Below are 26,120 nucleotides of genomic sequence, written 5' to 3'. Positions count from 1 at the left end.
CGGGAAGATTGGAAACCGTGTCGAGGTGCGCCTCCGCGCCGGGCGCACCGCGCGCGCTCGCGCCCCGCGCGCGGCCGCTGCGTGCGTCGACGCTGCTGAGAGGACGACCGCAGCACACCGGGCTTTGGGCTGGTCAGACCGTGTGGAGGTGAGCGAAAGGGGAAATCGGCACGTCCTGTGAGCTTCCGGCATCTATCTCTGTTCGGAGGTGCTCATGTGCGCGCGACGCGGGGTCGCCTTGTTGCTCGGCGGAGGGCTGCTCGCAGCCGGCGTGGGTTGCGGCAGCGACGAACCGGCGGCGCTCGGCGCTGGCCGGCTCGCCCTCGCCGGGAGCGACGACCTCGCCGTCCACGCGCCCGATGCGCTCGGCGCCCAGAGCCACGCCGCCATCGCCGCGAACGCCGACGGGAGCCTCCTTGTCGTGACCTACACCGATCCTCGCGGCGCGCTCACCACCCCGATCAGCCTGTCCGGTGTGGCCCGCTCCATCGACGGAGGCAGGACCTTCGCCGAGGTGCTCGGTCCGAACGGCGAGCCCACCCTGCCGTCCGCCGCCGGCGGCCAGGTGCTCGGCGCGCCCCGCATCGCCCACGATCGGAGCCGCGATCGGTTCGTCATCGCCTCGACGTGCGTCCGTCCCGGCGACAGCCTGCAGGGCATCTGCATCCATGCCTCGAACGCCGGCAGCACGGCCGGCGCCTCCTGGTCCGCGCCGGTGGAGGTGACGCCCTCGTTCTCCGCCGGGGAGCGCGCCGAGCAGGCCGCGATCGACCTCCACGCGACGACCGGGCGGCTCGCCGTCACCTGGGTCCAGCGCGGCGCGGCGCCGCCGCGGATCGTGTACAGCCACTCCGACGATCTCGGCCAGACCTGGTCCCCCGGCGAGGTGCTCGCGCAGGCGCAGCCAGGCGGCGACATCGACGGGCCGAGCCCGCGCTTCCTGCCCGGGATGACCGACGGCGAGTCGACCGTCTACGCCGTCTTTCGATCCATCGAGTCGGGGACCTTCCTCCGCAACATCGGCTGCCGCCGATCGACCGACGGGGGCGCCACCTGGGAGCCGCCCGTCCTCCTCGACGCGACCGGCTACCCGCCCGAAGATCAGATCCTCGGCGTCGACCACGCCGGGAGCTCCCCGTCGATCGACGTCGACGAGGCCACGCGGCAGGTCTATGTCGTCTACCAGCGGAGCGGCGACGGGGGGACAGGGGACATCGCCCTTCGCTCCTTCACGGGCCCGTGCGCCTCCGGCAACGCCGTCCTCCTCAACAGCGATCCGGGCCGTGATCGGGCCCAGTTCTTCCCGATCGTGACCGTCGACCGGTCGACCGGCACCGCGCACGTCGTCTACTACGACCAGGATGTCGCGAGCTCGGGCGACCTGACGGAGGTCATGCACACCGCGTCGAGCGACCAGGGCGCGACCTGGAGCCCGCCCGTGCCGATCTCGGACCGCCCCTTTCATGCGGGCCACGGCAACGACGACTCCCGCCCGAACCTCGGCGAGCGCCTCGGCGGCGTGGCGCTCGCCGGCGAGCTCCACAGCGTCTTTGGCATGACGCGCGCCGCGCCTCGGTTCGACGAGGGGCAGCCGGGGTCGGCATCCATGATCGCGCCGAACATCCATGTGGACACCCGCGACGAGCTCGTGCGCGTCCCCCCGCTGCGCGTCGCGGGCACGCGGATCGCGGAGGCGGCCTGCGGCGCCCTCGCCAACGATCGCGTCGATCCAGGCGAGCTCGTCGAGCTCCGCGTCTACCTCGAGAACTACCTCGCGAACCCGATCTCCGGCAGCACGACCCTCTCCGGGATCACGGCGACGCTCGGCGCCGAGACCGCCTCCGCGACCGTCGTGAGGGCGAGCGCGACCTATCCCGACATCGAGCCGCTCCGCACCTTCGCGGGCGACGCTCCTTTCCTCCTCAGCACCGCCCGGGATCTCGTCCCGGGGACACCGATCGAGCTGACGCTCACGGTGAGCTCCGATCAGGGCACGATCGAGCTGCCCGTCCAGATCGAGACGGGCACGCCGGGCGCGGCGGACATCCTCCTCGACGAGGATTTCGGCGACGACGGCGCGCCTGAGCTGCCCTCCGGGTGGGCGTCGGAGCGCGCCGGCGGGCCGGCCTCCGCCGCGCCCTGGGTCGTCGCGCGGACGCTGACGCCCGGCGACAACGCGGCGTTCCATGACGAGTCGCGGACGACGTCGCTCGTCGAGCTGGTGTCGCCCGCCGTGACGATCCCGGAGAGCTCCGGCGAATCTTACGTCACGCTCGACTTCGATCTCACCTACGAGCTGGAGGACGACCCGCTGCGGATCATCCAGGCGTTCGACGGCCTGACCTTGCTCATCGAGGACCTGACGGCGGGCGCCACGCCGCGCAGGGTGCTCGCCGAGGCGTTCGCCGAGCGGATCGAGACCGGCGCGGCCCTCCACTTTCCCAGGCACCTCCCGGCCCGGGACGACCCGGACTACCTGCAGGATCAGTCGGTGTGGTCCGGGAGCTCCGGCGGGAGAGAGCGCGTGTCGATGCGGTTCCCGGGCGCGGGGCTGCGCGGGCGGACCGTCAAGCTCCGCTTCGCCTACACGCAGGATGACAGCCTGGTTTGCACCGACGTCGGGCTGCCCGGGCCGTGCGGCGTCGCGGTGGACAACGTCGTGCTCGCCGCGGTGCCGGTCGTGGCCGCGCCTTGCGGCGCGGATCTGGCCATCGCCCTGACGGACGCGCCCGATCCCGTGTCGCCCGGGGCGCAGCTCACCTACACGATCGAGGTCTCCAACGAGGGACCGGAGGACGCGAGCGACGTCGTCGTCACGACCGCCCTGCCGGCCGGGGCGAGCCTCGTCAGCGCCGCCGGGGCCGACTGGACGTGCTCCGCCTCCGCCGAGGAGATCGTGTGCCGGCGCGCGTCGCTCGCCGCGGGCGCGAGCGCGTCGATCGCGGCCACCGTGGTCGCGCCCGCGCTCGAGCCGCCGGCCGTCGCCGGCGAGATCGAGAGCACGGCGAAGGTCACCGCGGCGGAGCACGATCCGGAGCCGGCGAACAACGAGGGCAAGGCGAGCACGACCGTCTCCGAGCCGGTTCGCCTGATCGGCAACCTGACCGTCATCAGCTCGCGCTACGCCGACGATGCCGTCATCTACACGGCGCTCATCCACAACACGGGCGGACGCACGCAGCCCGACAACCCAGGGTTCGAGCTCGTGACCGTGCTCCCGCCGGAGCTCTTCCTGAACGGGGCGGTCGCAGAGAAGGGGGCGATCTCGGCCAATCCCGTCACCAACACGGTCGGCTGGGACGGCGAGGTGCTGCCCGGAGAGTGGGTGATCCTCACGATAGACTCGACGCTCAGGCGGTTCACCGAGGGGCTCTTCGTATCGACCCAGGGCACCATCTACTTCGACGCGGACTCGGACGGCATCAACGAGTCGAGCGTGCTCACGGACGAGCCCCTGTTCGCCGGCACCGCCGATCCGACCGTGATCCTGGTGCGGCCCGCGATCTGCGGAGACGGCGTGCTCGGGCGAGGCGAGGAGTGCGACGACGGCAACCTGTTCGACGGGGATTGCTGCTCGGCGCTGTGCACCGCCGAGCCGCCGGACGTCCTCTGCCGCGTCCCTATCTCGCCCTGCGATCTGGCCGAGTACTGCGATGGAGCAGGATACTGCCCGCAGGACCTGCTCTTGCCGGACGGCATGCCCTGCGATGATCTCGACGTCTGCAACGGCTTCGAGCGCTGCTTCGAGGGAAACTGCGTGAACGGCCTCCCCCTCGACTGCAATGACGGAGACGCGACGACGACGGACGAGTGCCATCCTCTCCACGGCTGCCGCAACACGCCGGTCAGCGTGGAGAGCACCGCCGCCGGAGGAGGCGGCGCCGGCGGACATGGCAGGGACGGAGCCGGAGGCGTCGACCCAGGCGAGGTCGGGGGCGCGGGCGGCGCCGGAGGAGACAGGGAAGCGGCCGCCGGCGCGGGCGGCGCCGGGGGCGACGGGGGAGCCGCCGCCGGCGCGGGCGGCGCCGGAGACGGGGGAGCCGGCGCAGGTGGCGCGGGCGGGGCAGGCGGAGCCGGCGCAGGTGGCGCGGGCGGGGCTGCAGGCGGAGCCGGCGGAGGTGGCGCGGGCGGGGCCGCAGGCGGAGCCGGCGGAGGTGGCGCGGGCGGGGCCGCAGGCGGAGCCGGCGCAGGCGGGGCTCTCGGCGCAGGCGGAGGTGACACCGTGGCGGGCGCGGGCGGCGCAGGCGGGGAATGCGGCCCGGAGACCAGCGGCGCTGCCAGCGGCGGCTCGGGCGCCGCGGGCGGGGAAGGGGACGCGGGCCGCGCCGGGGGCGCCGCGCAGCACGAGCCGTGCTGCTGCATCCGCTTCAGCTGCGCCCATGCGCCGATGCACGGCGAGGCCGGGCGCTCGCCGGGGGCGGGCCGCGCGCACGCCCTGATCGGCGTCCTCGCCGCGCTCGGCAGCGCGCGGCGCGCCCGGTGTCGCCGCCCTCGGCCCCGTCGCGCGCCACGCGACTCACCGCGACGTGATCACCTGTAGAGGAAGACGCCCTTCAGATCCTCGGTCTGCGAGATGGGCGTGCCGGCCTTCATCGAGGTGGCCCGGAACTGGTAAATCATGCCCGGGATCAGCGCTGGACCGCCGTACTCGACGGAGACGTTCTCGCTCCCCGTCACCCTGGGCACCTCCAGGTCCTCCCACACCTTCGTCCCCAGCGCGTCGAACACGGTCACTTCATAGAGGTCCTCGCTGGAGTCGTCCCGGAAGACGAACGTCGGCGCCCCGCTCACCTCGTCCAGCGTGCTCGCGCCGGGCGACACGACGGCCAGCGCCTCCGTCACCTTGAACGACTCCTGGACGGGCACGTCTCCGCCAGAGACCGTGATGCGCACGATCTCGGTCCCGCCGATCGACGTGTCCGGATCCCGCACGAGCGCGTCGTCCTCGAACGCCGCGAGGACCACGTACTCGCCGTCCGGCACCCCGGCGATCGAGAAATCCCCGGTGACGTCGCCTTGCCTCAGCCCTCGCGGGGCCTCGCCGCGCGCCGTCGCTTCATCGAAGGTGTCGCCGACGACGAGGATGACCGAGGTCGCGCTCCCGCCGGGCGCATTCACGATCTCGACCTTGCCGCTCACCACGGCCGTCGCCTCTCCGATCGCGTGCAGATCGACGCCCTGGGTCTCCTTGTCCGCGCTGACCGTCGCGGACGCGGTGTCGAGCGCGAGGCCGGCGGCATAGCCCCTCACCGTGACCTCGCCCGGCGTGACGTTGAAGATCGTGTAAGACCCGTCGAGATCGGCCGCTCCAGTGGCGCCGCCCGCCACGAGCAGCGTCCCGCCCGGCTGGTCGGCGTGGACCACGCCGGAGATGGAGCCGCGCGCGTCGCCGTCGGCGAGCGGCAGCAGCGCGATCTCGGTCGCCGCCGACGCGAGGGTGGGCGGCTTGCCCGCGGCGGTCGCCAGGTCGATGGGCAGCGCGACCCGCGGCGCCTTCGGGAAGGTCTCGTACGCGAGGGCGTCCGCGCGCAGGGTGAGCTCGGCCTTGACGGGGACGCCGTTCGCGTCGCGCCGGGCCGGCACGACGAGCGCGTACGTCCCGTCCTCTTTCGTGACGGCCACGCGCGAGATCACGGCGTCGTTCGCGTCGCGGGCGAGCACCCGCGCGCCCGCGATCGGCTGGTCGTCGAGCGAGTCGACCACGCGACCCGTCACGGTCACCGGGTCGAAGCACGCCGGCTCGGCGCCCTCCACCTCCTCGCAGACCTGCGGCGCCGCGCACCCCGTCTGCGCGGCCACCGAGCAGCTTTGCGCCTCTTCCTCGTCACCCCCGCCGCAGCCCGCCGCCGCGAAGGCGCAGAGCATCCCAACAGCCATCGAGCGCATCCCCATCGACTGGTCTCCTTTCAACCTGCGTCTCCCCTCGACACGCACAGCCTCCAGCCCTCGGACCGCCAGCGCGCCGCCTCCCCCAGGCGGTCCTAGAGCACCGATCATGTTGAACAAGCGAGAGCTCAACCGCCAAGGACGCCAAGGAGAGAATCAATTCTTGGCGTCCTTGGCGCCTTGGTGGTTCGTGTTTCTGCACTTTTCAGGCGGTTTCAACCCGTTTGTCGCCCTAGCGAAGGTTGGGCTGGCAGCATCCGGTGATGCAGTAGTAGCCCGCGGAACAAGGCTCCTGGCCGGGCAGCCCGCACGGCTGCACCCCGGCCTCGCACTGGCCCCCGTTTTCACCGCCCGTCCCGCCCCCGCCGGTCCCGGTCGCGCCGCCCGCGCCGCCGTCGCCGCTGGCGCCGCCGCCCGCGCCGCTGGCGCTGCCGCCCGCGCCGCCGGTGCCGCTGCCCGCGCCGCCCTCGAAGCAATCGTCGGGCAGCGTGTCCTTTCCGAGGCACAGCTCGCAGCGGCCGCACGTGTTGAGGCAGGCGGCCACGGGCTTGCAGGGCTCGCAGAGGCTCGGATCGTCGGCGACGTCCAGCGTGCAGGAGCCGGTGCCGTCGCCGCGCGCGTCGGAGCCGAGCCAGACATATTTCCCGCCGCCCGCGGGCAGCTCGCAGCAGCCGAAGCAGTCGCAGCCGTTCGGCGTGAGCGGTCCGCAGACGGTATGGCACGTGCTGGACTGCTTTCTGTCGAGATCCGCGCAGCTCTTGTCCTGGGCGCCCGGCGTCGACGCGGCCTCGTTGTATGCGCACATGGCGCCGTTGCTGGACTCGGGGTGATAGCCGGGCGCCACCTCGTTCGGATCGCACTGGTGATTCCAGTGACAGTCGTCGTTGCCGGACCCGGAGTCCTGGTCGAAGTAGCAATCGACGGTGCACGCGGGCCCTGCCTGGCCGGGGATCCCGCCGTAGTAGCTGTCCTCGGTGTTGTCGCACGCGCCGAGGCAGTCAGGATCCTGCGAGTCGATCAGCCCATCGCCGTCGTTGTCCAGGAGATCTCCGCACTCGTACACCTTGCCCTGGCAGGTGACGACGCTCGTCGGGGGCGCGCCGCCGCCGACCCCCGCGGTGCCCGCGCCAGCCCCGGCGCCCCCTGCGCCGCCGCTCGCGCCGCCGCCGCTCGCGTCGCCGCCGCCGCTCGCGTCGCCGCCGCCGCTCGCGCCGCCGCCGCTCGCGCTGCCTCCTCCGCTGTCGCCGGCGCCGGTGCCGTCGGGGGGGGCGGCGCCGTCAACGGTGCTGCTGCTGCAGCCGGCGCCGACAGCAGACCCGAGCAACGTCGTGAGGAACATGAAAGAGAGCGGCAAGGCGATGCGCATGGTGTCTCCAGAGCGGTGGCTCCAGCGCGCCCGCCCCGCAGCGCACGCTGGGGAGCGGGTGTACCGGCGCGGTCCACCCAGGGCAGTCACACCACGGCGATGTCGCGGCTCATGAAAATGTGCGGGTCGGTATCGAGTGTGTGCGTCGTGCTCCGGTCAGGCGTGTCGCGGTGGGGCAACAGCCCACCTCGCGCCCGTCCTGCGCCGCTCGGTGGCGCGGCCATTTGGGGGCTCACCTCCGGGGCTTGCGTTCCGGTGAGCCCCTTTTGTGGCTCGCCTGCACTTCAGCCCCTCCGGTGAGCCCCCAAACGGCCGCACCACCCGCCGCTCGAACCCCGGGCGAGCCGGTCTCCGCCGCGAACGCGGCGGAGTCACCCGGCGCGGCGGCGCCGCCGGCGAGACCCGAGGCCCACGGCCCCGGCGAGGAGCGCCGCGACGCCGACGAGCTCCCCGCCGCCCGCGCCCCGCTGCCCCGCGCCTCGCTGGAGCGAGCAGACCAGCCCGGACGAGACGTCGGGCTCCGGCGTCGCCCCGCCGCCGCTGCTCTCCTGGCAGGCGTCGCCGATCCCGTCGGCGTCGCTGTCCTCCTGCGCGGCGTTGGCCACGAGCGGGCAGTTGTCGTCCTCGTCCGGCACGCCGTCGTCGTCGTCGTCCTCGTCGTCGCCGTCGCAAGCGTCGCCCAGATCGTCGCCGTCGCTGTCTTCCTGGCCGGGGTTCGGAGCGGAGGCGCAGTTGTCGTCCTCGTCCAGCACGCCGTCGTCGTCGTCGTCCTCGTCGCAGGCGTCTCCCTCCGCGTCGCCGTCGGCGTCGGCCTGATCGGCGTTCTCGATCAAGACGCAGTTGTCCGCCGCGTCCGACACGCCGTCGCCGTCCTCGTCGTCGCACGCGTTGCCCACGCCGTCGTCGTCGCTGTCCGTCTGGTCGGGGTTCCGGACCCGCGGGCAATTATCCTCGTCGTCCGGCACGCCGTCGCCGTCGGCGTCGATGTCCGCGCCGTGGTCGCAGGCGTCGCCGCGGCCGTTGTCGTCGCTGTCCGCCTGATCGCGGTTCAGCGCGTGCGGGCAGTTGTCGTCCTCGTCCGGCACGCCGTCGTTGTCGTCGTCGTCGTCGCAGGCGTCGCCGCTCTCGTCGCCGTCCGTATTTTCCTGGAAGATGTTGGGCACGAGGGGGCAGTTGTCCTCCAAGTCGACCAGGCCGTCATCGTCGCTGTCGTCGTCACACGCGTCCCCGAGGCCGTCCCCGTCCGTGTCTCCCTGGTCCGGGTTCTCCTCCATCGGGCAGTTGTCGGCGTCGTTGGTCAGCCCGTCGCCGTCCGCGTCGCTGCCCGGCTCGCACACATCCCCGACGCCGTTCGAGTCCCCGTCCTCCTGGCTGGGATTGGGCACCTCGATGCAGTTGTCGCAGGCGTCCCCGATCTTGTCATTGTCCGTATCCCGCTGGTCCGGGTTCTCAACTGCCGGGCAGTTGTCCTCCGGGTTGCTCCACCCGTCGCCGTCGTCGTCGCCGGCCTCGGCGCTCTCTTCGCAGGCATCCCCGACCCCGTCGCCGTCATCGTCGTCCTGGTCCGGATTGAAGACGTCCTTGCAGTTGTCGGCGTAGCTCGGGATTTCATCCCCGTCGCGGTCGTCGTCGAGCCTTTCGCACGCATCCCCGACGTCGTCCTCGTCCTCGTCCTCCTGGTACGGATTGAAGGCGTACGGGCAGTTATCGATGAGGTCGGGAACCCCATCGTCGTCGCTGTCGGGGAGCTCTCCTTCGCCGTAGGGGAGCTCATCGTCGAACTCGTCGCACGCGTCCCCGATGCCGTCACCGTCGCTGTCCGCCTGATCCGGATTGGGGAAGTATGGGCAGTTGTCGCGGATATCCGCGACACCATCCTCGTCCTCATCCGGCCCCGCCCACGCCGCCGCCGGCAGGATCAGCGCGACGAGGCCCGCCGCGAGCCCCCTGGCCAAGCGTCGTCCGAGCGACCCCGCGCCCCCTCTCTCCGCACGCCTCATCGCGCCTCTCTCCTTCATGGCGACAGCTTCGTCACGAACATGTCCGCGCCCTCGCCGCCGGCGAGCCGCGCCTCCCCGAACTCCACGCTCCCGGTGAACGCCCCGGTGACGAACACCCGACCTTCCGGATCGATCGCGATCCCCGTCGCCCGGTCCGCGCCCGCCCCGCCGAACCGCTGGCTCCACAGGGCGCCGCCGTCCGGATCGAGCTTGGCCACGAAGACATCGTCGCCCCCCGCGCTCTCCAGCGACCCGCCCCCGAGCTGCACGTTCCCGCGGAACCCCCCCGAGAGGAGCACGTTCCCCGCGCCGTCGACGAGGAGCTGTCCCAGCGACGCGCCCTGCTCGCCGAGGCTCCGGCTGAAGCGGTGCTCGCCCTTCCCGGTCAGCTCCGCCACGAACACCGCGTCTCCCTCGCCGGCCGTCCGCGGGCCCCCGCCGAGATCGATCGTCCCGCTGAACTCCCCGCCCACGATCACGTTGCCCGCGCCGTTCACCGCCACGGCCCGCGCCCGCTGCGGCCCCGCGTCGCCGAAGCGCTTGCTCCAGCGGTGCCCGCCGAGCGCGTCGAAGCTCGCCACGAACACGTCGAGATCCCCGGCGCTCCGCAGCGGCTCGCCGCCGAGATCGAGCTCCCCGGCGAAATCCCCGACCACCATCACGTTGCCGAGCCTGTCCATGGCCACCGCGCGGGCCTGCTGATCGAAGCCGTCGCCGAAGCGCCGGGCCCAGAGCAGGCCGCCCGCCGGGTCGAAGCTCGCCACGAACACGTCGCTGCCGCCGGCGCTCTCGAGCCGCTCCGCGCCGACCCGCAGCGCCCCCGAGAAGCGGCCGGCCACGACGATCCGGCCGTCCGCGCTCGCGGCCACGCCCAGCGCCGCCTGCAGGCCGGGGCCCCCGAGCGGCTCCAGCCACAGCGCTCGCCCCTCGGGGTCGAGCCGCGCGACGTAGCCGTCCCGCCCGCCGGTGCTCGTCCGCTGCTCGCCGCCGAGATCCAGCGTCCCCGAGAACTCCCCGGCGACCAGGAGGTCTCCGTTCACGTCGGTCGTCAGCGCGTTCACGATCTGCGGATCGAACGCGCCGAAGCGCTTCAGCCCGAGCGCCGCCCCGTCGTCGGGCGCGAGCCGCGCCCAGAACACGTTCTCCACGCCGACCGGCTCCACGCTCTCGTCGTCGAGCGCCACGCTGCCCGTGAGCCGGCCGAGCAGCGCCGCGGTGCCGTCGCCGGCGACGGCCACGCTCGGCCCGGCGCGCTCCCCGTCGCCCACGAGCGCGCGCGCCCACAGCACCCCGCCGTCCCGCGCGCCGCCGCCGCCGCCGGCTCCGGAGCCCGAGGGCTCCGACAGCCTGAGCTCCGGCGCGCAGCCGAGCGCCGCCCAGCCGAGCGCCGCGCAGCCGAGCGCCGCCCAGCCGAGCGCCGCGCGGCCCAGCGCCGCGCGCGAGCAGAAACCCCGCGTCGCCATCAGAACACCCCTCGCCACAGCACGCCCTGCGCCCCGGGCGCGAGGAGCGGCACGAGCGACGCTCCCCGCTCGCTGCCCGACCGGGGCCGCAGGACGATGCCGCTCACCGCCGCGCCCACGCCCGCGAGCCCCACCGCGCCCAGGGTCACCGACAGGCCCAGGCTGCGGTTCCAGCGCGCCCGGAGCGCGTCCATGCTCTCGAGGTCGTGGGTGCTCCGGTCGCACACGGATCCGGGGCACTCCTCGTCCAGCGTGTCGCGCGCGGCCGCGTGGTCGATCGCGAACCCCACGCTCCCGACGAGCGCCGCGAGCCCCACGCCGCCCGCCGCCCACGCCCACGTCGGCACCGGGGCGCGAGGCGCCGCGGGCGCCCCGGGAGGCGGGGGCTCGGCGCCCCCGGCCAGCTCGGCCTGCGGCCCCGGCACGAGCGTGATGCGCACCTCCACCGGCGCGCGCACCCCCTCGTTCAGCGTGACCTCGCGCCGCTCGGTCGGGAAGCCGGGCGCGCTCACCACCACCTCGTGCCGACCGGGGTTGAGCCTGCGCGGGAGCGCGAGCGCCGGGCCCGGGATCCGCTCGCCGTCCACCCGGGCGTCGACCTCGTCGAGGGGCGCGCCCTCGATGCGCAGGAGGAGCGACGGGATGCGCGCCTCGAGCCGCTGGAGCAGCGCCGCGGCCTCCGCCCGGGCGCGCGTGAACGCCGCGGGCTCGCTCTGCGCGACCGGGAGGTGCACGACCTCGTAGGCCGTCGCCCGCGCCTCCACGAGGCGGCCCAGCGCCTCGTCGGCGCGCGCGAGGTCGAGCCCCGTCGTGGGGACGTGCATGAGGGCGTGGGCCGCACGAAAGTTCGCGCGGGCGCCCTCGACGTCGCCCGCGTCGCGCTTCTTGCGGCCCTCGATGAGCAGGGCGCGCGCGGTGTCGCGGTCGGCCGCCGACGGCTCGGCCCGCGCCGGGAGCGCTCCGGCGACCGAGAGGAGGACCAGGGCCATGCCTGCGGCGCGCGAGGCACGAGGGCGCAGCAAATTCATGAAATCACCAAGCATTCCGGGGAAACACCCCCCGGCTCACCCCGCCATGATCGCACGCGCGTCGCGCGCGGGTCAACCGCGCCCTGCTGCGCGAAGCGCGCGCGATCCGTGGCGATCAGGTGACAGGACGGCTCCGCGGCGCGCTGGACACCGCCGACGCCGGCGCGACGGCCTGCCCCCTCGTCCTCGGCGGCGCCTCCTCGGGCGTGGCGCGGTCGCCGGCGTGCGCCGGGGCCTCGGTCGGCGCGACCTTCGCGAGATCGGCCGTGGCGGGCCCCCGGATGACCCGGCCCGTGGCCTCGTACCGCGCGCCGTGACAGCGGCAATCCCAGCTCCGCTCGGCGGGATTCCAGGACACGAGGCCCCCGAGGTGGGCGCACATCGCCGACATCTCGTGGAGCTGCCCGTGCGGATCGCGGTAGACGGCGAGCTTCTTCAGGCCCCTGCGCACGACGGCGCCCGAGCCCGGCGGGATCCGCGCCACGTCCTCGACATCGCCCTTGCCGAGCCACGAGGCGTACTGGCAAGCCACGTTGGCGTTCTCGCGGACGAGCTCGGCGATCGCCGGCGGCCTGAGGTTGACGCGGGTCGGCGCGTAGAGCGACGTCATCCGGCCCTCGCGGCCCTGCACCAGGTCCGAGATCACGAGCCCGGCGATCGTCCCGTGGGTCATCCCGTTGCCGCAGTCGCCCGTGGCGATCAGGATCCTCGAGCCGTCCTCGATCCGGCCGATGTAGGCGAGCCCGTCGACCGTCTCCATCACCTCGCCCGACCAGCGGTGGAGCACCTCGCCGGCCTGCGTGAACCGCGCCCTCGCCCACGCCTCGAGCCGCGCGTGGCGCCTGTCCGCGTCGCTGGCCTGGCCCGTCTTGTGGTCCTCTCCTCCCACGAGGAGGAGCTCGTCGGGCCCGTCCGCGCCGTCCACGCTGGCCAGGCGGACGTAGTGGAACGGATCGGCCGTGTCCCAGTAGAGGCCCGGCGGCACGGCGCCGCGGGGGATGCGCAGGCCGATGACGTAGGTCCGGTAAGCGGCCTGCTTCATGTGCAGGCCGATCCGCGGGATGAAGGGGGAGTTCGTGGCGAGCACCACCTCGCTGGCCACGACCGCGTGGCCCCGGGCCGTCTTGACGACGACCTTGTCGGGCACCGCGCGCTCCTCGACGTCGATCACGTGCGCCAGCGTGTAGAGATTGCCGCCGTCGCGCTCGATCGCCCGCGAGAGCCCGGCGAGGTAACGGCGGATATGAAACTGGGCCTGATCGGGGAAGCGGACCGCGGGCCCCGTATCGAAGTCGAGCAGGGGCGCCCGATCGACGTAATGCACGGAGCCGAGGCCGGCGCGGTGCGCGGCCTCGATCTCCTCCCGGAGGGCGGTCGTCAGCGTGCCCGGGGCCGCGAAGAGATAGCCGTGGACGCGCTCGAAGTCGCAGTCGATCTCCTCCTCGCGGACGATCCGCTCGATGGTCTCGATCGCGGACGTGTGGCTCCTCGCGGCGGCGCGGAGGTCGGTCACGCCGTGGAGCTTCGCGAGCGACGCCCAGCGCCGGTCGAGCGCGTTCGTGATGTGGGCGGTGGTCAGCCCCGACTCGCCCCCGCCGACGGAGCCGTTGTCGAGGACGACGACGCTCTTCCCGGCCTTCGCCAGGAAATAGGCCGTCGAGAGCCCCGCGATCCCGGCGCCCACCACGCACACGTCGGCCGTGTGGTCCCTGGCGAGGGGCGCCATGGGGGGGAGGACGGTCTGGGTCCAGGCGGTGTTCTTGTCGTACGCTCGCTCGGTCATACACCCTCCGCGGCTCTGCGCCGGGGGCTGCTGCCCGGCGCTCCGGTCATCGATCCATCGTTCGCGTCGCCCGCCTCCGTGGAGGCGTGGTGAAGGAGAAGCTCCTCGCGGAGCGCCGAGCGCGTCACGTGTCGCGCCTCGACAGGGTGAGTGCGAGGCCATCGCCATCGGACGACCGGAGAATGCAGGTCGCGTACCGCGGCGACCCGCGGGCCGGCGCGGCGCGGCGCGTCCGGCCGGAGGGCGCGCGCCGCGCCGGCGAGGGCTGCGGCATTCCGCCACGATGAGGCCAGGATGCACCGAGCGCGGCCGGGCCAATGCGATTCAGCGCGAGGCGTGCTCCTGCCGTCCCGAGGGTAGCAGGATGTCCTCCCGGATCTGGCGAGATCAGCGGCTTGATTCGATCATCGCGCACGCGTAGTGCACCTCAGGGCACAGCGGATGGCGGCGTTCGATGATCCACGATGCGTGTGGCTTCCCCGGCGCCGCCGGACGCCCCGCGGCGCGGGTTCTTCGTCGAGACACGGAGGAAGGATGAAAGAGCACTTCGTATCGAAAGTGGCCCAGATCGCTCTTGTCACGAGCCTGTTGCTGCCCCTCGGCTGCGACGGCTGCGGCTCCGAGCCCGAGGCTGACCCCGAAGCGTCCTCCACCGGCACGGGAGGCGCCGGCGGGGAGGGCGGTGCGGGCGGCGAAGGCGGTGCGGGCGGCGAAGGCGGTGCCGGCGGCGAAGGCGGTGCCGGCGGGGAGGGCGGTGCGGGCGGCGAAGGCGGTGCGGGCGGCGAAGGCGGTGCCGGCGGGGAGGGCGGTGCGGGCGGCGAAGGCGGCGCAGGTGGCGAAGGCGGCGCAGGTGGCGCCGGGGGCGAGGGCGGCGCCGGGGGCGCAGGCGGCAGCGGCGGCGGTGAGCCCCCTGCGCTCCTCGGAGAGGCCCTCTGGGGCCGCGGCGCCGGCGATGAGAGGAACGACCGGGTCGAGGCGATCGCGACCGACCAGGACGAGAACATCGTCCTGGTCGGCGGCTTCGAGACGGCGGTCAACTTCGGTGGCGAGGCCGACGAGCTCGTGAGCGTGGGCCTCCACGACGTGTTCGTGGTCAAGCTGGACGCCGGGGGCAACCATCTCTGGAGCAAGCGTTTCGGCGACAAGCTCCATCAGTACGCGCTGGCGGTGGCCACGGACGCGAGCGGCAACATCGTCGTCGCCGGCGAGTTCGAGGGGACGATCCGCTTCGGCACGGACCCGAGCTCGGAGCTCACGAGCGCCGGCCTGAAGGACGTGTTCGTGGCCAAGCTCGACGCCGAGGGCAACCACCTCTGGAGCAAGCGTTACGGCGACGCGCTCGAGCAGTACGCCACCGCCGTGGCCGTCACCGGCGAGGGCGACATCGTGGTCCTCGGCCTCGCCGACGGCGGCATCAACTTCAGCGAGGATCCCGGGACCGCGATGACGAGCGACGGGGGCTCGAACGTCGTCCTCGCGAGGCTCGACGGAAACGGCAATCATCTCTGGAGCAGGCGCTTCGGATCCGAGTCGAGCTGGCAGCGCTTCCGCGGCCTGGCTGTCACCGACTCGGCGATCTACGCCGCCGGGGCGTTCGGCGGACGCGTCGAGATCGACGGCCACGTCGTGGAGAGCGTCGTCGACCGCGAGATCCCCGGCGCGGGCGACGGCGGGGACGGCGGCGGCGGGGACGGCGGCGACGGCGGGGACGGCGGCGGGGACGGCGGCGGCGCCGGCGAGCCGGTCTACGGCATCGACGCGCTCGTCGCCCGGTTCGATCTGGCGACGGGGGGCCTGGTCTGGGCCCGTACCCTGGGGGCCGCCGGCGAGCAGTACGCGAAGCTCATCGGCCTCGGGATCGACGGCAATCCTGTCGTCCTCGGCAATTACAGGGCTGCGTTCCAGATCGGAGGGGCCGAGATCCCGCACGCCGGGGCGGGCGAATACCACCTCTACCTCGCCCGGCTCGACGCCGAGGCGGGCGAGCCGCTCGCGGCGCGCGGGTTCCCGTCCGAGGGCGACCAGTTCGTCTGGGGCTTCTCCCAGGATCCCTGGGGCAACCACGTGGTGAGCGGCTATTTCACGAGGTCGCTGGCGCTCGGCGGCGCGCCCATCGCGATCGAGGCGCCGTCGACGGCCGACGCGTTCGTCTCCAAGCTGAGCCCGGACTTCTCCGAGGCGCTCTGGACCGATGTCTACCGGGACCAGCTCTACTCGTTCATCTCCGCTCAGGCGGTCACCGCGAGCGGCAACACGGTCGCCGCGGGGCTCTTCTACGGGGAGCGGCTCGACCTCGGCGGCGGCCTCCCGCCCATCGAGCACAGCGCGCCAGCGCGCGACGGCGAGAACGGCGATCTCTTCGTCGTCACCGTCTCGCCCTGATCCCACCCGAGGCGCGGGGCTGCCGCCGGCGCCCCGCGCGCCGCCTCGCGACGGCGGTGCGCGTGACGCGCAGGATCTGCAGGGCAGGAGCGCCGCGGCGATCCCGCGGCGCCTGGTCCCCCCGGGCGAGGGGCGCTGGGCTCTACGGCGTCGAGAGAGCTGAGACAACCTGCCTGGTCCCCCCGGGCGAGGGGCGCTGACCGCAACGCGGATCAGTGGGCCGGGGGGCTGGCCGGGGCGTGCTGCTCGTGGCCGCCGGCGCGCTGGCCCTGCTCGCCCTCGCGCCCGCTCCGGCTCGGCTCGCCGCTCGCGCCGTCGCCCCGAGCCTCGCCGCCCTTGCGGCCGATCTGGGCCATGTGCTCGCGGTTCCGGCTGACGGCCGCGCCGCCCTTGCGGCCGATCTGGGCCATGTGCTCGCGGTTCTGGCTGACGGCCGCGCCGCCCTTCTTGCCCGCCTCGCGGGCCTCCTCGGAGCTGAACTCGTGGGCGGTGCCCTTCTCGTGCGCCGCCTTGCCGCCCATGCTGGCGATCTGGCGCTGCTGCCTCTCGTCCATCGCCGCGAAGCCACGATTGCTGCTCTGATTCTGCTGCTGTGCCATGGTCATTCTCCCTGACTTAGCGCATCGTTCAGCGCGCACACGAGGCCTCGAACGCCGTCGTGCTCTTTCATGCCTCGCTGAACGACGTCGGCGACGAGGGGGGTGTGCAACGCGGGTGCCATGCAGAAAAGGCGTGGATACCGGGCGCGCGCGAGCGGGGCGGACGGAGGTCCACCCGGCGCGGGCCGACAGCTCGCCGCGGGTCGAGGGGCGCCCAGCCGGGGATGCCCACGCCGCGTGGCGCTCGAGCCGTTCAGCTCGACAGCGCCCCTCGCCTGGCGATCCTGCCGCGCGGCAGACTGCCTCATGGCGCCTGCGCCCGCGGACCATCGCGCCTCGCCCCGAGCGCGAGCCGCCACCGACAGGCGCGGTGGAACGGCCGGGATCGGCTGCCGGCAAGCCACGGTCGAGATCACCCGCGACCCGTTGGCGATCTCGCAGGGCAGCGGGCCTTGACGCCCCCGTCGAGCCGCGCGCCGGTCAGCCGCCGGGAGCGCCCGGCCGGCGAGGAGAGCGCGCGTCCGCGACGCAGTGCGGCGGCGCGTACGGCCCGCGCCGCTGCGTCGGCTCGTTCGCACGCGGGCGCCGCCTGCGGGCGTGGGACCGGGCGCGGTCGGGGTGAGCTGCCTCGCCGGGACCGATCGCGCCCGGGGGCGTTCCTGCTGCCGTGCTCGCGGCGGAGCCGAGCGTCGAAAACTCGACGTCCTCGTGGCCCCGGGGTTGCTGAACGGTGTCGCGGAACGGCGTCGCGACGTCGGATCGTTGAAACGTCACGGCGAGGCCACCCCATGGTAAAGAGCCGCCTGACTTCGGCGCCCACGCGCGCCACGCCTTCACTGGAACAATCCACACATGCATGAGAGGCTCACGACAGACTGTGGCAAGGTGGCCGGCCCCCGCGGCCTGCTCGACGTCGGGCGCGACGGCGCGCTCTGGAAGGACGTCTTACGCGGCCTCACGGCGGTCTTCGCGCTTCAGGACGTGATCATCCTCGGATACATCGCGGCGACGACGGTCCTGCTCCTCTGCGCGGGGCCGGCAGAGATGCAGTCCGAGAGCGTGCACCGCAACCTGGCCTGCATCGCCGCCACGGTGCTCGGCTGCGTGTTCGCGCGCCGGGCCACGTTCGTGGCGCCCGTGATCCGGAGGTCCGTCTACCGGCTGGTGCTCGTCGGCATCTTCCTCCAGAACTACCTCTCGCTTCGCCACATCTTGCCGATCGTCCGGAGCGACTCCCTCGACATGGAGCTCCTCCGCGTCGATCTCTTCCTCTTCGGCGTCGAGCCCGCGCTCTGGCTGGAGCGGTTCAACACGCGGCCGATCGTGGAGTGGTTCTCCTTCTTCTACTTCAGCTATTTCTTCATCTGCTTCTTCTCGATGGTGCTGGCCATCTGGGTCGACCGCCCTGGCCGCGCCACGACGCAGTACGCGATCGGCACCGCGCTCGTCTACTGCGTCGGTCAGCTCGGCTACATGGTGGTCCCTGCTTATGGCCCCATCGTCGCGCTGAACGACGCGTATCAGGGGCCGGTCGACGGCGGTTTCTTCTGGGGCTGGGTGATCCGCGTCGTGCAGAGCGGCGGCGCGATGAAGGACGTCTTCCCCTCGCTGCACACGGCGGCGCCGCTCTGGTTCGCCCTGCACACCTTCCAGCGGGCGCGCGCCGACCGGCGCCTCCTCTGGCCGGCCTCGGTGACGGCGTTCTTCTCGGCGAACATCATCGTGTCCACGATGCTCCTCCGCTGGCACTACGCGATCGACGTGGTGGCCGGCGTCGCGCTGGCGGTGGGCGCCGCGTGGGTCACCCCGCGGCTCGCCGCGTGGGAGGAGCGATTCCGCGCCGGCCTGGGCCATTCCCAGCCCTGGATCTTCCGGTGAGCGCGCGCGGGGGTGGTGCGGTCAGCACCGCCTCCAGCGCAGGTTGAGCTGCAGGTCGAACGTCCCGTCGTGTTGCTCCACCGTGATGAGGCCCGAGCTCGACCGGTCTTGCCGGTTGCTCACCTCGACCGTCGCCAGGACGTTGACCGGCAGCGCGCCGCGGCGCGCGCAGGGCGACCAGCGCGCGGTGTCGAACTGGCGGAGGAGCTCGAAGTCCTCCGTCGCGAACCCCGTGAGCTCGACCTCGGCCGAGGACGACGGGGTCCCGGGGAAGTTGTACCGCGCCCCCATCCTGGCGCTCACGCGCGGGCCCAGGATCGCGTTGCCGCGGTAGACCACGCTGGCCGCCGTGAAGCTCCAGCCCTCCGGGTAGCGCAGGTGCACGCTCACGTTGCACCGCGAGCGCCCCTCGGAGGGCGAGGCGCTGGGGCCCGCCTGGGCGTTGAACTCGGTGAAGACGATGATGAACGCCGTGCCTCCCCCGACGATCTGCGCGTCGGCCGTCCCCTGCCGGCACCCCGTTCCGCGGTACATGAGGCGCTCGATACGCACGCCCTCGGGGCGCTCCTGGGCCCTCGCCCTGCCCGCGGGCGCCGCGCAGAACAGGCCCGCCGCGAGCGCCGCCACGGCGCCGTGACACGTCGCCTTCTTCATGGCGTCGATCCCCCCTAGCATCGCTGCCAGCTCAGGTTGAGGATCACCTTGAACGTCCCGTCCGTCTGCTCCACGGTCAGGAGGGCAGTCCGCGACGGGGCCGCCGTGTTGTTCACCCGGCCGTTCGCGGCGATCGTCATGGGCAGGACGCTGCCTCCGCAGGGCGCCCACGCCTGCTGCTCGAGCGCCCTGCGGGTCTCGAAGTCGCCGAGCCGCGGACCGACGAGGTTCAGGTCCTGCAAGACCGAGGGGTGGCCGGGGAAGGAGTACCGGAAGCGCAGGTTCGCCAGCGTGCCGGGGCCGAGGGACACGTTGCCGCGGTACACGACGCTCGCCACCGAGTAGGTCCAGCCAGCGGGGTAGTTCAGAAAGATGGTGAGGGTGCAGGCCTTCGAGGTCTGCGTGAGGGGCACGCCGGGGCCGGCCTGCGCCTGGAACCTCCGGTAGGTCACGAGGAACGCCGTCCTGTCGTCGATGACGTCCACGTCCGCCGTGCCGGCGGGGCACCCGGTGCCGAAATACGTGATCCGGTCGATGGTGACCCTGTCCGGCGCCTGCGCCGCCGCCGGGCTCGCGGAGGCGAGCGCCGCGACGCCCGCGAGGAGACCGAGAACGCCGATGTGGATCTTCATGTCGCACCCCCATCGATGAACCTGGGGCCGTCGCGGCGCGTGGCAATCACGGACGTGCTCGCCGGACGAGCGCGCGGCTTCACCGCGAGCACCGGCTCCAGGTGAGCTCGTAGACGATGGCGGACGGGCCGCCGGCGCTCATGAGACCGACGCTGCGGGGCTCGAGGAGGTTCGACGCCGCCACCGTGGTGTGGAGGAAGAGCGGTCGGTCGAGGTTGCAGAGCGAATAGACCGCCTCCGGGCCGAAATCGCTGCCGATGCGGTACCGGCCGCGGTGCGGCCCGTGGAGCTCCGCCATGCGCGCGGGCGCCCGCGTGCCGAGGAACCATGTGCGGGTCATGTGTCGTCCGGTCACGCCCGCTTGCAGGTAGGCGACCCCCCGGTACGTCGCGCGCCGGAGGGCGACGCGATGGCCGAGGGGAATGCGCAGGTCGAGCTGCATTTGACAGGTGCGCCCCGCCGCGGTGGAGCCCGGGCCGACGAGCACCGTGAGCAGCCCCGGATCGAGGTCCACGACGAGGGCCTGTCCGTCGGGCGCGAACGCCACGGTCACCGTCTCCGGACCTGGACACGCGGCCCCCCGCGCGATGACCTTCTCGACGGCAAAGCTCCCGGGCGGCGGCGCAACAGGCCCCTCGGCGACCTGCGCGGCCGCTCTCCCCGAGAGCGCGGCCGCCGCCGCGGCGGCCAGGACGAGGGTTCCGCGCGAGCCTGATCGCCTCATGGGCCTCCTCCTCCGCGGGAAACGGTCCCGCACGCGGCCGCCGCGGCCGCGCTCGTCACCGGCCGGAGCAGCGCCGCCACCGCAGGTTGAGCTTCGTCTTGAACTTGCCGTCGGTCTGCTCCGTGGTGACGAGGCCCGTGGAATCCGGGTTCCTGGAGAGGAGCTGCGCGGTGCCTGTCGCGATCAGCGTGGCCCGCCCGGTGCACGGCGCCCAGGAGAACATCCGGAGCGGGTTGTTCAGCTCGAAGTCGGCGAGCATCGGTCCACGCAGCGTGACATCGTCGGAGATCGAGCGCTCGCCCGGGAAATTGTAGCGCGCCCGGAACCTCGCGGAGACGCCCCGCTGGAGGGTCGCATTGCCGCGATAAGCGATGTTCGCGACCGTGAACGTCCAGCCCTTCGGGTATTCGATGTCGAGCAGGAGATTGCAGAATTTCGAGGACTCCGTGAGGGGGATGCCGGGCCCCACCTGCGCCTGGAAGACGTCGTAGGTGACCAGGAAGGCCGTCTTGCCGTCGACGATATCGATCGTCGCCGTGCCGGCGGGGCACGCCGATCCGCGATACTCGACGCGCTGGAGCCGCGTGAACTCCGGCGCCTGCGCGCTCGCCGTGCTCGCGAGGACGACGGTGGAGAGGGCTGCCAGGAAACTCAGGATGCCGACGCGCTCGTTCATGGTATCCACCTTTCCGCGGAGAGGACGTGCCCCGCCCGCGGCTGCGCCCGGAAGGACAGCGCAGGACCGCCGAGCTCATGGTCAGTGGTCCCGTGCGTGTACATGGGACCGGCCGTCCACGCCGCAAGTACCAGGCTCGAGGAGACCGGCCTGTGTGTCTCAGCCATGATGATCTCGCGCTGCGCGGTTGCGGGCAGCTCGAGAGAAAATGGGCGAAGCGGGGCCGCGCTGGACGAGCTCCCGCAGGCTGGTCGTGGGGCGAGGGCAGCCCCGTTCGACGCGGGGACACGTTATAGGTACGGTGTCGCTTTTCCAGGCAGAGGGCGAGCGCGGAAGGAATCTTCTGTCATCGCGAAATTCAGGGCCAGGGGCGCCGGAGGCGACCGGGAGCATCGAGTGTCAACCCGAGACGATCACCGCGGTTCATCCTTGACTTTGGAAATACATTTGCATTTCCTTCTGCCTGGATCCCTCCCCGGAAAGGCTGCTGCAGATGGCGCTTCCTGCGAATGCGAAGAACGAGAGCTCATGTTGCGCGGATCGGCCGCCCGCCGGGCGGTCCCGTTCAATGACGTCTCCGAGGGGGCCGCTCCTTCTCGTCGGGCTCCTCAGCGTCGCGCTCGCGAGCGCCTGCTCGTCGGGCGGCGCCGAGGGGCCGAACGAGACGACCGGTGGTGGGGGCGGCGCCGGGAGTGGCCAGAGCGGCGCTGGCGCCGGGTCGAGCTCGGGGGGAGGCTCCACCGGCGGCGCGGGCGCGGCCAGCGCGAGCGCCGGCTCGGGCGGCGGCGCCTCGGTCGGCCAGGGCGGCATGGGCGCGGGAGGGGCGGACGGGACCGGGAACACGGGCGGAATGGGCTCCGACGAGGAGTACCCCGTGCCGGGCTCCCTGCCGGACGAGGACGGGGCGGCCCTCTGGCTCAGGTATCCAGAGCTCCCGATTCCGGAGCGCCTCGCGGAGTATCAGGCTGCTTTCAAGCGCGTGGTCAAGTCGGGGAGCGGGGCGAGCCTCGACATCGCCGAGGCCGAGCTCGTCAAAGGGCTGAGCGGCTTGACGGGCGGAGCGGTCGAGACCGGCGCGGCCGTCGAGGGCCCGGGCGCGGTGGTGATCGGGACGGCCACCGCCGACCTCATCAAGGACCTGCCGCTCGCGGCTCGCCTCGGGGCCCTGGGCCCCGAGGGTTACCTCGTCGAGGCCGCGGACGTGGGGGGCCAGCCGGCGATCGTCGTGGCGGGCAACACGGAGGTGGGCGTGCTCTATGGCGCCTTCGCGCTCCTCCGGCACGCCCAGACGCACAGCGCGCTCGCGGGGCTGCCGCTCACCAGCTCTCCCAGGATCAAGCACCGCATCCTGAACCACTGGGATAACCTCGATCGCTCCGTGGAGCGCGGCTACGCGGGCCGCTCCATCTGGGACTGGAGCGCGCTGCCGGGCACGCTCTCCCCCCGTTACAAGGACTATGCGAGGGCCAACGCCTCCCTCGGCATCAACGGGACCGTGCTCACGAACGTGAACGCCAACGCGCAGGTCCTGACGCCGTCGTACCTCGTGAAGGTCAAGGCGCTCGCCGACGTCTTCCGCCCTTATGGCATCAAGGTCTACCTCACGGCCCGCTTCAGCGCGCCGCGTGAGATCGGCAATCTGAGCACGGCCGATCCGACCAACGCCAGCGTGAAGCAGTGGTGGACGAACAAGGTCGACGAGATCTACCAGCAGATCCCCGACTTCGGCGGCTTCCTGGTGAAGGCGAACTCCGAGGGGCAGCCCGGGCCGCAGGACTACGGGCGGACCCACGCCGACGGCGCCAACATGCTCGCCGACGCGGTCGCGCCGCACGGGGGCATCGTGATGTGGCGCGCCTTCGTTTACTCGGACGCCAGCCCTCCGGACCGCATCAAGGAGGCCTACGAGGAGTTCAAGCCGCTGGACGGCAAGTTCCGGGACAACGTCCTCGTGCAGGCCAAGAACGGCCCCCTCGATTTCCAGCCCCGGGAGCCGTTCCATCCGCTGTTCGGCGCCATGCCCGAGACGCCCCTGGCCCTCGAGCTCCAGATCACGAAGGAGTACCTCGGCGAGGATACGCACCTCGCCTACCTCGGCCCGCTCTACGAGGAGGTCCTCAAGGCGGACACCTACGCGGACGGGGAGGGCTCGACCGTGGCGCGGGTCATCGACGGCAGCCTCCACGGCCATGAGACCACCGCGATCGCGGGCGTGTCCAACGTCGGCGACGACGTGAACTGGACCGGGTCCCACATGAACCAGGCGAACTGGTACGTGTTCGGACGCATGGCGTGGAATCCAGACTCCTCCGCGGAGACCATCGCCGAAGAGTGGGTCCGTCAGACCTTCTCGAACGACCGCGTGGTCGTCGAGCCGGTCGTTCAGATGATGATGGGCTCCCACCAGGCGCTCGTCGACTACATGACGCCCCTCGGCCTGGTCCACATCATGGGCAGCGACCATCACTACGGGCCGGCCCCGTGGGTGAGCAACCTGAGCCGCGCGGAGTGGAACCCGGTCTACTATCACAAGGCGGACGCGAACGGCATCGGCTTCGACCGCACCTCGTCGGGCAGCAACGCCGTTGCCCAGTACTTCGCGCCGGTGGGACAGGCGTTCGGGAGCCGGGACACGGTCCCCGATGATTTCCTGCTCTTCTTCCACCGCGTCGGCTGGAAAGACGAGCTGAGCTCGGGGCGAACGCTCTGGGAGGAGCTCGTCCACCGTTACAGCCACGGCGTCGACGAGGTGGGGGTCATGCGGGAAGCGTGGAAGTCCGTCGAGGGCCGCATCGACGACAAGCGCTTCGGCGAGGTGGCCGACTTCCTGGAGATCCAGCACTACGAGGCGCGCTGGTGGCGGGACGCGTGCCTCGGGTACTTCGGCCAGGTGTCGAAGCTCCAGGTCCCGAGCGGCTACGCCCCCCTGGCGAGCTCGCTGAGCTTCTACCAGGGGCTCCGCTGCCCGGCCAACGCGGCGAAGCCCCGCTGCTCGCAGGTCTACACGGGGGATCCGTCACCGGCCATCCTCCCCTGAGGGGAGGATCCCGCCCTTGGCGGCATGGCGGTTCGCTTTCCAGGCCGACTTCTCGCAGTAGAGCTACGGCTTGGTCACCTCGAAGGAGGCGATGTGCACCGAGCCGCCCAGGGACTGCGTGGCGTAATTGAAGATGCCAAATCGATAGCCAAGGAAGTATTGCCAGTTCTTGTTCATTCTGAGCGTGTCGCCCAGGCTGGTGAACTGGGTGCCGTCGGTGCTGTAGGAGAAGCGCGCCTGCGCACCGCCGTTGTCCGAGCGGACGTTGGCCTCCACGCGCAGCCAGATCTTGTCGCCGGACACGTTGGCCCCGGCCACCTCGGTGCCCGTGCTCGTCGTCTTCCAGGAGGTGTTCATGTTGACCCCGTTGGTCATCACGACGCGCGTTGCCCCGTTGGCTTTCTTGACCCCGATCCACGCCGACACGTCACGCAGGGCGGCGAGGCCGGCCACGTCGCCGTTCTGCATTTTGCTGAAGTCGAGCTCGATCGTCGCGATCGAGACGGGGCCCTCGATGCGACGCGTCAGCGTGTTTCGAGCGGCGTAGAGATCGTCGGTCACCGTCGCCGTCTGCAGGGTCAGTCCAGCCCCGGAGGACCACTTGGTGTCGTCGGGGTTGTGGTTCCACTCCCACTCGGGGCGCAGGGTCTCTCCCGCGAAGGTGTCCTTGGTTGGACGCGGCTTCACGCGATTCGATCCGCAAGGCAGGTCCGGGAAGGGGTAGGTGCCTCCCCACTGGCCGTTCACCAGGGTGACCGAGGGCCAACCGTCGGCCCACGTCACCGGGGCCATGACCGGGATGCGGCCGGCCGGGTACGAGTCGTTGAACCCGATGTAATACCAGTCTCCGTTCTGCGTCTGGACGATGCCGCCCTGATGCGGGCTCCCCCCGGAGCCCGGAGCGCCGGCGTAGGGCAGCTTGACGGCGAAGGGCCGCAGCTCGTAGGGGCCGAACGGCCCGCTCGTCGATCGCAGCACGTACTCGCCGTTCGCGTATTGCGTGACGAGGATGTAGTAGTTTCCATCGATCTTGTAGAAGCGAGAGCCCTCCAGCGGCCCGGAGAGGTCGCCCGGCGTCTGGAAGACGGCCTGGTTCTTGACCTGGCTGAGGCCGTCCGCGCTCAGCTGGGCCACGCTGATCGTGTTGTTCCCGTAGGCCACGTACATGGTGTCGTCGTCGTCGATCAGCAGCCCCATGTCGTAATAACAGCCGCCCTTGTGCTTCTCCCACGGACCTTCGGGGGACTTGGCGGTGAAGACCCAGCCGCCGCCCACGTTGTGCATGCAGCCCATCCAGTAGAAGGTCTCGTTGCTCTTCCGGTACTGGAGCGTGGACGCCCAGATGCCGTTGACATAGGAGCTGCCCCTGCTCAGGTCGTACGACGCGTCGAAGTCCAGCCGGGGAACGGAGTGTGAGACGTACTCCCAGTGGACCAGATCATAGGAGCGGAGCAAGGGCGCTCCAGGCGAATGGTGGAACGTGGACGCCGTGTAGTAGTAGGCGTCGTCGACGCGAATGACCTCGACATCGGGGAGGTCTTCCCAGATGAGAGGGTTGGAGTAGGTCTCGGGGCAGACGGCAGGGGCGCCGCCGCCCGAGCCACCGTCGCCGCCGCCGCTGCCCGGATCGCCGCCGCCGGACGCGTCCCCTCCGCCGCCCCCGTCGCCTCGACCCCCGCCGGTCTGCCCGGAAGATCCTCCGCTGGGGTCCGTCGCGCCGCCGCTCGTCGCTCGCCCACCGCTCCCGCCCGAGCCGCTGCGGATCGAACCGCCCGCGCCAGAGGCGGTCGTCGTACCCGTGGGGTCGCCGTCGCCCCCCTGCGACTCCCCGCCGCAACTTGCAAGGAGAGCGAGGAGGACGGCCGCGGACGCCGTGCTGCCTGTGCGTAGGGTGCGAGAGCGGGTGTTGGTGGACAGGGAAGGGAAGGGCATGGTGATATCCTGATGAGCGATGTCAGCGAGCGCGCTCGGCGCGCGGCTGACAGAAGAATGAACGGGTCAAGGTGAGCTGC

General features: G+C 72.1%; 17 protein-coding genes. 4 read left to right on the top strand and 13 right to left on the bottom strand.

From position 1 onward, the window contains the following. Positions 1-214: 214 nt before the first annotated feature. The gene (locus WMF31_RS24895; protein WP_436604330.1) at positions 215-4,540 is read left to right on the top strand and encodes a hypothetical protein; all 4,326 of its coding nucleotides are present in this window, start codon (positions 215-217) and stop codon (positions 4,538-4,540) included. On the opposite strand, the gene WMF31_RS24890 is transcribed toward WMF31_RS24895, so the two are convergent. From WMF31_RS24890 to WMF31_RS24860, 7 genes are all read right to left on the bottom strand, one after another. Beyond that, the gene (locus WMF31_RS24890; RefSeq protein ID WP_436604329.1) at positions 4,531-5,877 is read right to left on the bottom strand and encodes a carboxypeptidase-like regulatory domain-containing protein; all 1,347 of its coding nucleotides are present in this window, start codon (positions 5,875-5,877) and stop codon (positions 4,531-4,533) included. The genes WMF31_RS24895 and WMF31_RS24890 overlap by 10 nt on opposite strands. A 241-nt stretch (positions 5,878-6,118) precedes the next feature. Next, the gene (locus tag WMF31_RS24885; RefSeq protein ID WP_129347145.1) at positions 6,119-7,252 is read right to left on the bottom strand and encodes a hypothetical protein; all 1,134 of its coding nucleotides are present in this window, start codon (positions 7,250-7,252) and stop codon (positions 6,119-6,121) included. A 371-nt stretch (positions 7,253-7,623) separates the two neighbouring features. Then, entirely contained in the window at positions 7,624-9,252 is a 1,629-nt protein-coding gene (locus WMF31_RS24880) for a thrombospondin type 3 repeat-containing protein (RefSeq protein ID WP_436604328.1), read from the bottom strand. Between the two features lie 14 nt (positions 9,253-9,266). Beyond that, entirely contained in the window at positions 9,267-10,715 is a 1,449-nt protein-coding gene (locus WMF31_RS24875; RefSeq protein WP_436604327.1) for an SBBP repeat-containing protein, read from the bottom strand. After that, positions 10,715-11,743 carry a hypothetical protein gene (locus WMF31_RS24870; RefSeq protein ID WP_436604326.1) on the bottom strand — a complete coding sequence of 343 codons (1,029 nt, stop codon included), beginning with the start codon at positions 11,741-11,743 and terminating at the stop codon, positions 10,715-10,717. The genes WMF31_RS24875 and WMF31_RS24870 overlap by 1 nt, the downstream gene beginning before the upstream one ends. Before the next feature lie 115 nt (positions 11,744-11,858). Next, complete coding sequence (locus WMF31_RS24865) at positions 11,859-13,526, bottom strand: FAD-dependent oxidoreductase (RefSeq protein WP_436604325.1); 1,668 nt, start codon at positions 13,524-13,526, stop codon at positions 11,859-11,861. A gap of 387 nt (positions 13,527-13,913) precedes the next feature. Beyond that, on the bottom strand, positions 13,914-14,606 hold the full coding sequence (locus WMF31_RS24860) for a hypothetical protein (protein ID WP_436604324.1): 693 nt from the start codon (positions 14,604-14,606) through the stop codon (positions 13,914-13,916). Between WMF31_RS24860 and WMF31_RS24855 the strand changes: the two genes are divergently transcribed. Next, a complete protein-coding gene (locus tag WMF31_RS24855) occupies positions 14,589-15,908 on the top strand; it encodes a PE-PGRS family protein (RefSeq protein ID WP_436604323.1) in 1,320 nt (439 codons plus the stop codon). The two genes, WMF31_RS24860 and WMF31_RS24855, sit on opposite strands and share 18 nt — an antisense overlap. A gap of 212 nt (positions 15,909-16,120) precedes the next feature. Here WMF31_RS24855 and WMF31_RS24850 read toward each other — a convergent pair whose 3' ends face one another. After that, positions 16,121-16,507 (bottom strand): KGG domain-containing protein, encoded by a 387-nt coding sequence (locus WMF31_RS24850; RefSeq protein WP_436604322.1) that lies wholly within the window; start codon positions 16,505-16,507, stop codon positions 16,121-16,123. An 852-nt stretch (positions 16,508-17,359) separates the two neighbouring features. Between WMF31_RS24850 and WMF31_RS24845 the strand changes: the two genes are divergently transcribed. Further along, on the top strand, positions 17,360-18,385 hold the full coding sequence (locus tag WMF31_RS24845) for a phosphatase PAP2 family protein (RefSeq protein WP_436604321.1): 1,026 nt from the start codon (positions 17,360-17,362) through the stop codon (positions 18,383-18,385). A 21-nt stretch (positions 18,386-18,406) separates the two neighbouring features. On the opposite strand, the gene WMF31_RS24840 is transcribed toward WMF31_RS24845, so the two are convergent. From WMF31_RS24840 to WMF31_RS24825, 4 genes are all read right to left on the bottom strand, one after another. Next, a complete protein-coding gene (locus WMF31_RS24840; protein ID WP_165373162.1) occupies positions 18,407-19,039 on the bottom strand; it encodes a DUF4360 domain-containing protein in 633 nt (210 codons plus the stop codon). Positions 19,040-19,053: 14 nt separating this feature from the next. Further along, positions 19,054-19,671, bottom strand: a complete 618-nt coding sequence (locus tag WMF31_RS24835; RefSeq protein ID WP_436604320.1) for a DUF4360 domain-containing protein — start codon at positions 19,669-19,671, stop codon at positions 19,054-19,056. Between the two features lie 79 nt (positions 19,672-19,750). Further along, positions 19,751-20,395 carry a DUF4360 domain-containing protein gene (locus tag WMF31_RS24830; RefSeq protein WP_436604319.1) on the bottom strand — a complete coding sequence of 215 codons (645 nt, stop codon included), beginning with the start codon at positions 20,393-20,395 and terminating at the stop codon, positions 19,751-19,753. 55 nt (positions 20,396-20,450) lie between these two features. After that, a complete protein-coding gene (locus WMF31_RS24825; protein ID WP_436604318.1) occupies positions 20,451-21,071 on the bottom strand; it encodes a DUF4360 domain-containing protein in 621 nt (206 codons plus the stop codon). A gap of 568 nt (positions 21,072-21,639) precedes the next feature. Here WMF31_RS24825 and WMF31_RS24820 point away from each other — a divergent pair. After that, complete coding sequence (locus tag WMF31_RS24820) at positions 21,640-24,108, top strand: alpha-glucuronidase family glycosyl hydrolase (RefSeq protein ID WP_436604317.1); 2,469 nt, start codon at positions 21,640-21,642, stop codon at positions 24,106-24,108. 63 nt (positions 24,109-24,171) lie between these two features. Here WMF31_RS24820 and WMF31_RS24815 read toward each other — a convergent pair whose 3' ends face one another. Further along, complete coding sequence (locus WMF31_RS24815; RefSeq protein WP_436604316.1) at positions 24,172-26,040, bottom strand: glycoside hydrolase family 43 protein; 1,869 nt, start codon at positions 26,038-26,040, stop codon at positions 24,172-24,174. Positions 26,041-26,120 lie beyond the last annotated feature (80 nt).

It is taken from the genome of Sorangium sp. So ce1036 (assembly GCF_051369805.1).
Lineage (GTDB): Bacteria > Myxococcota_A > Polyangia > Polyangiales > Polyangiaceae > Sorangium > Sorangium cellulosum_F.
This window is presented reverse-complemented; position numbering and strand designations above follow the sequence as displayed.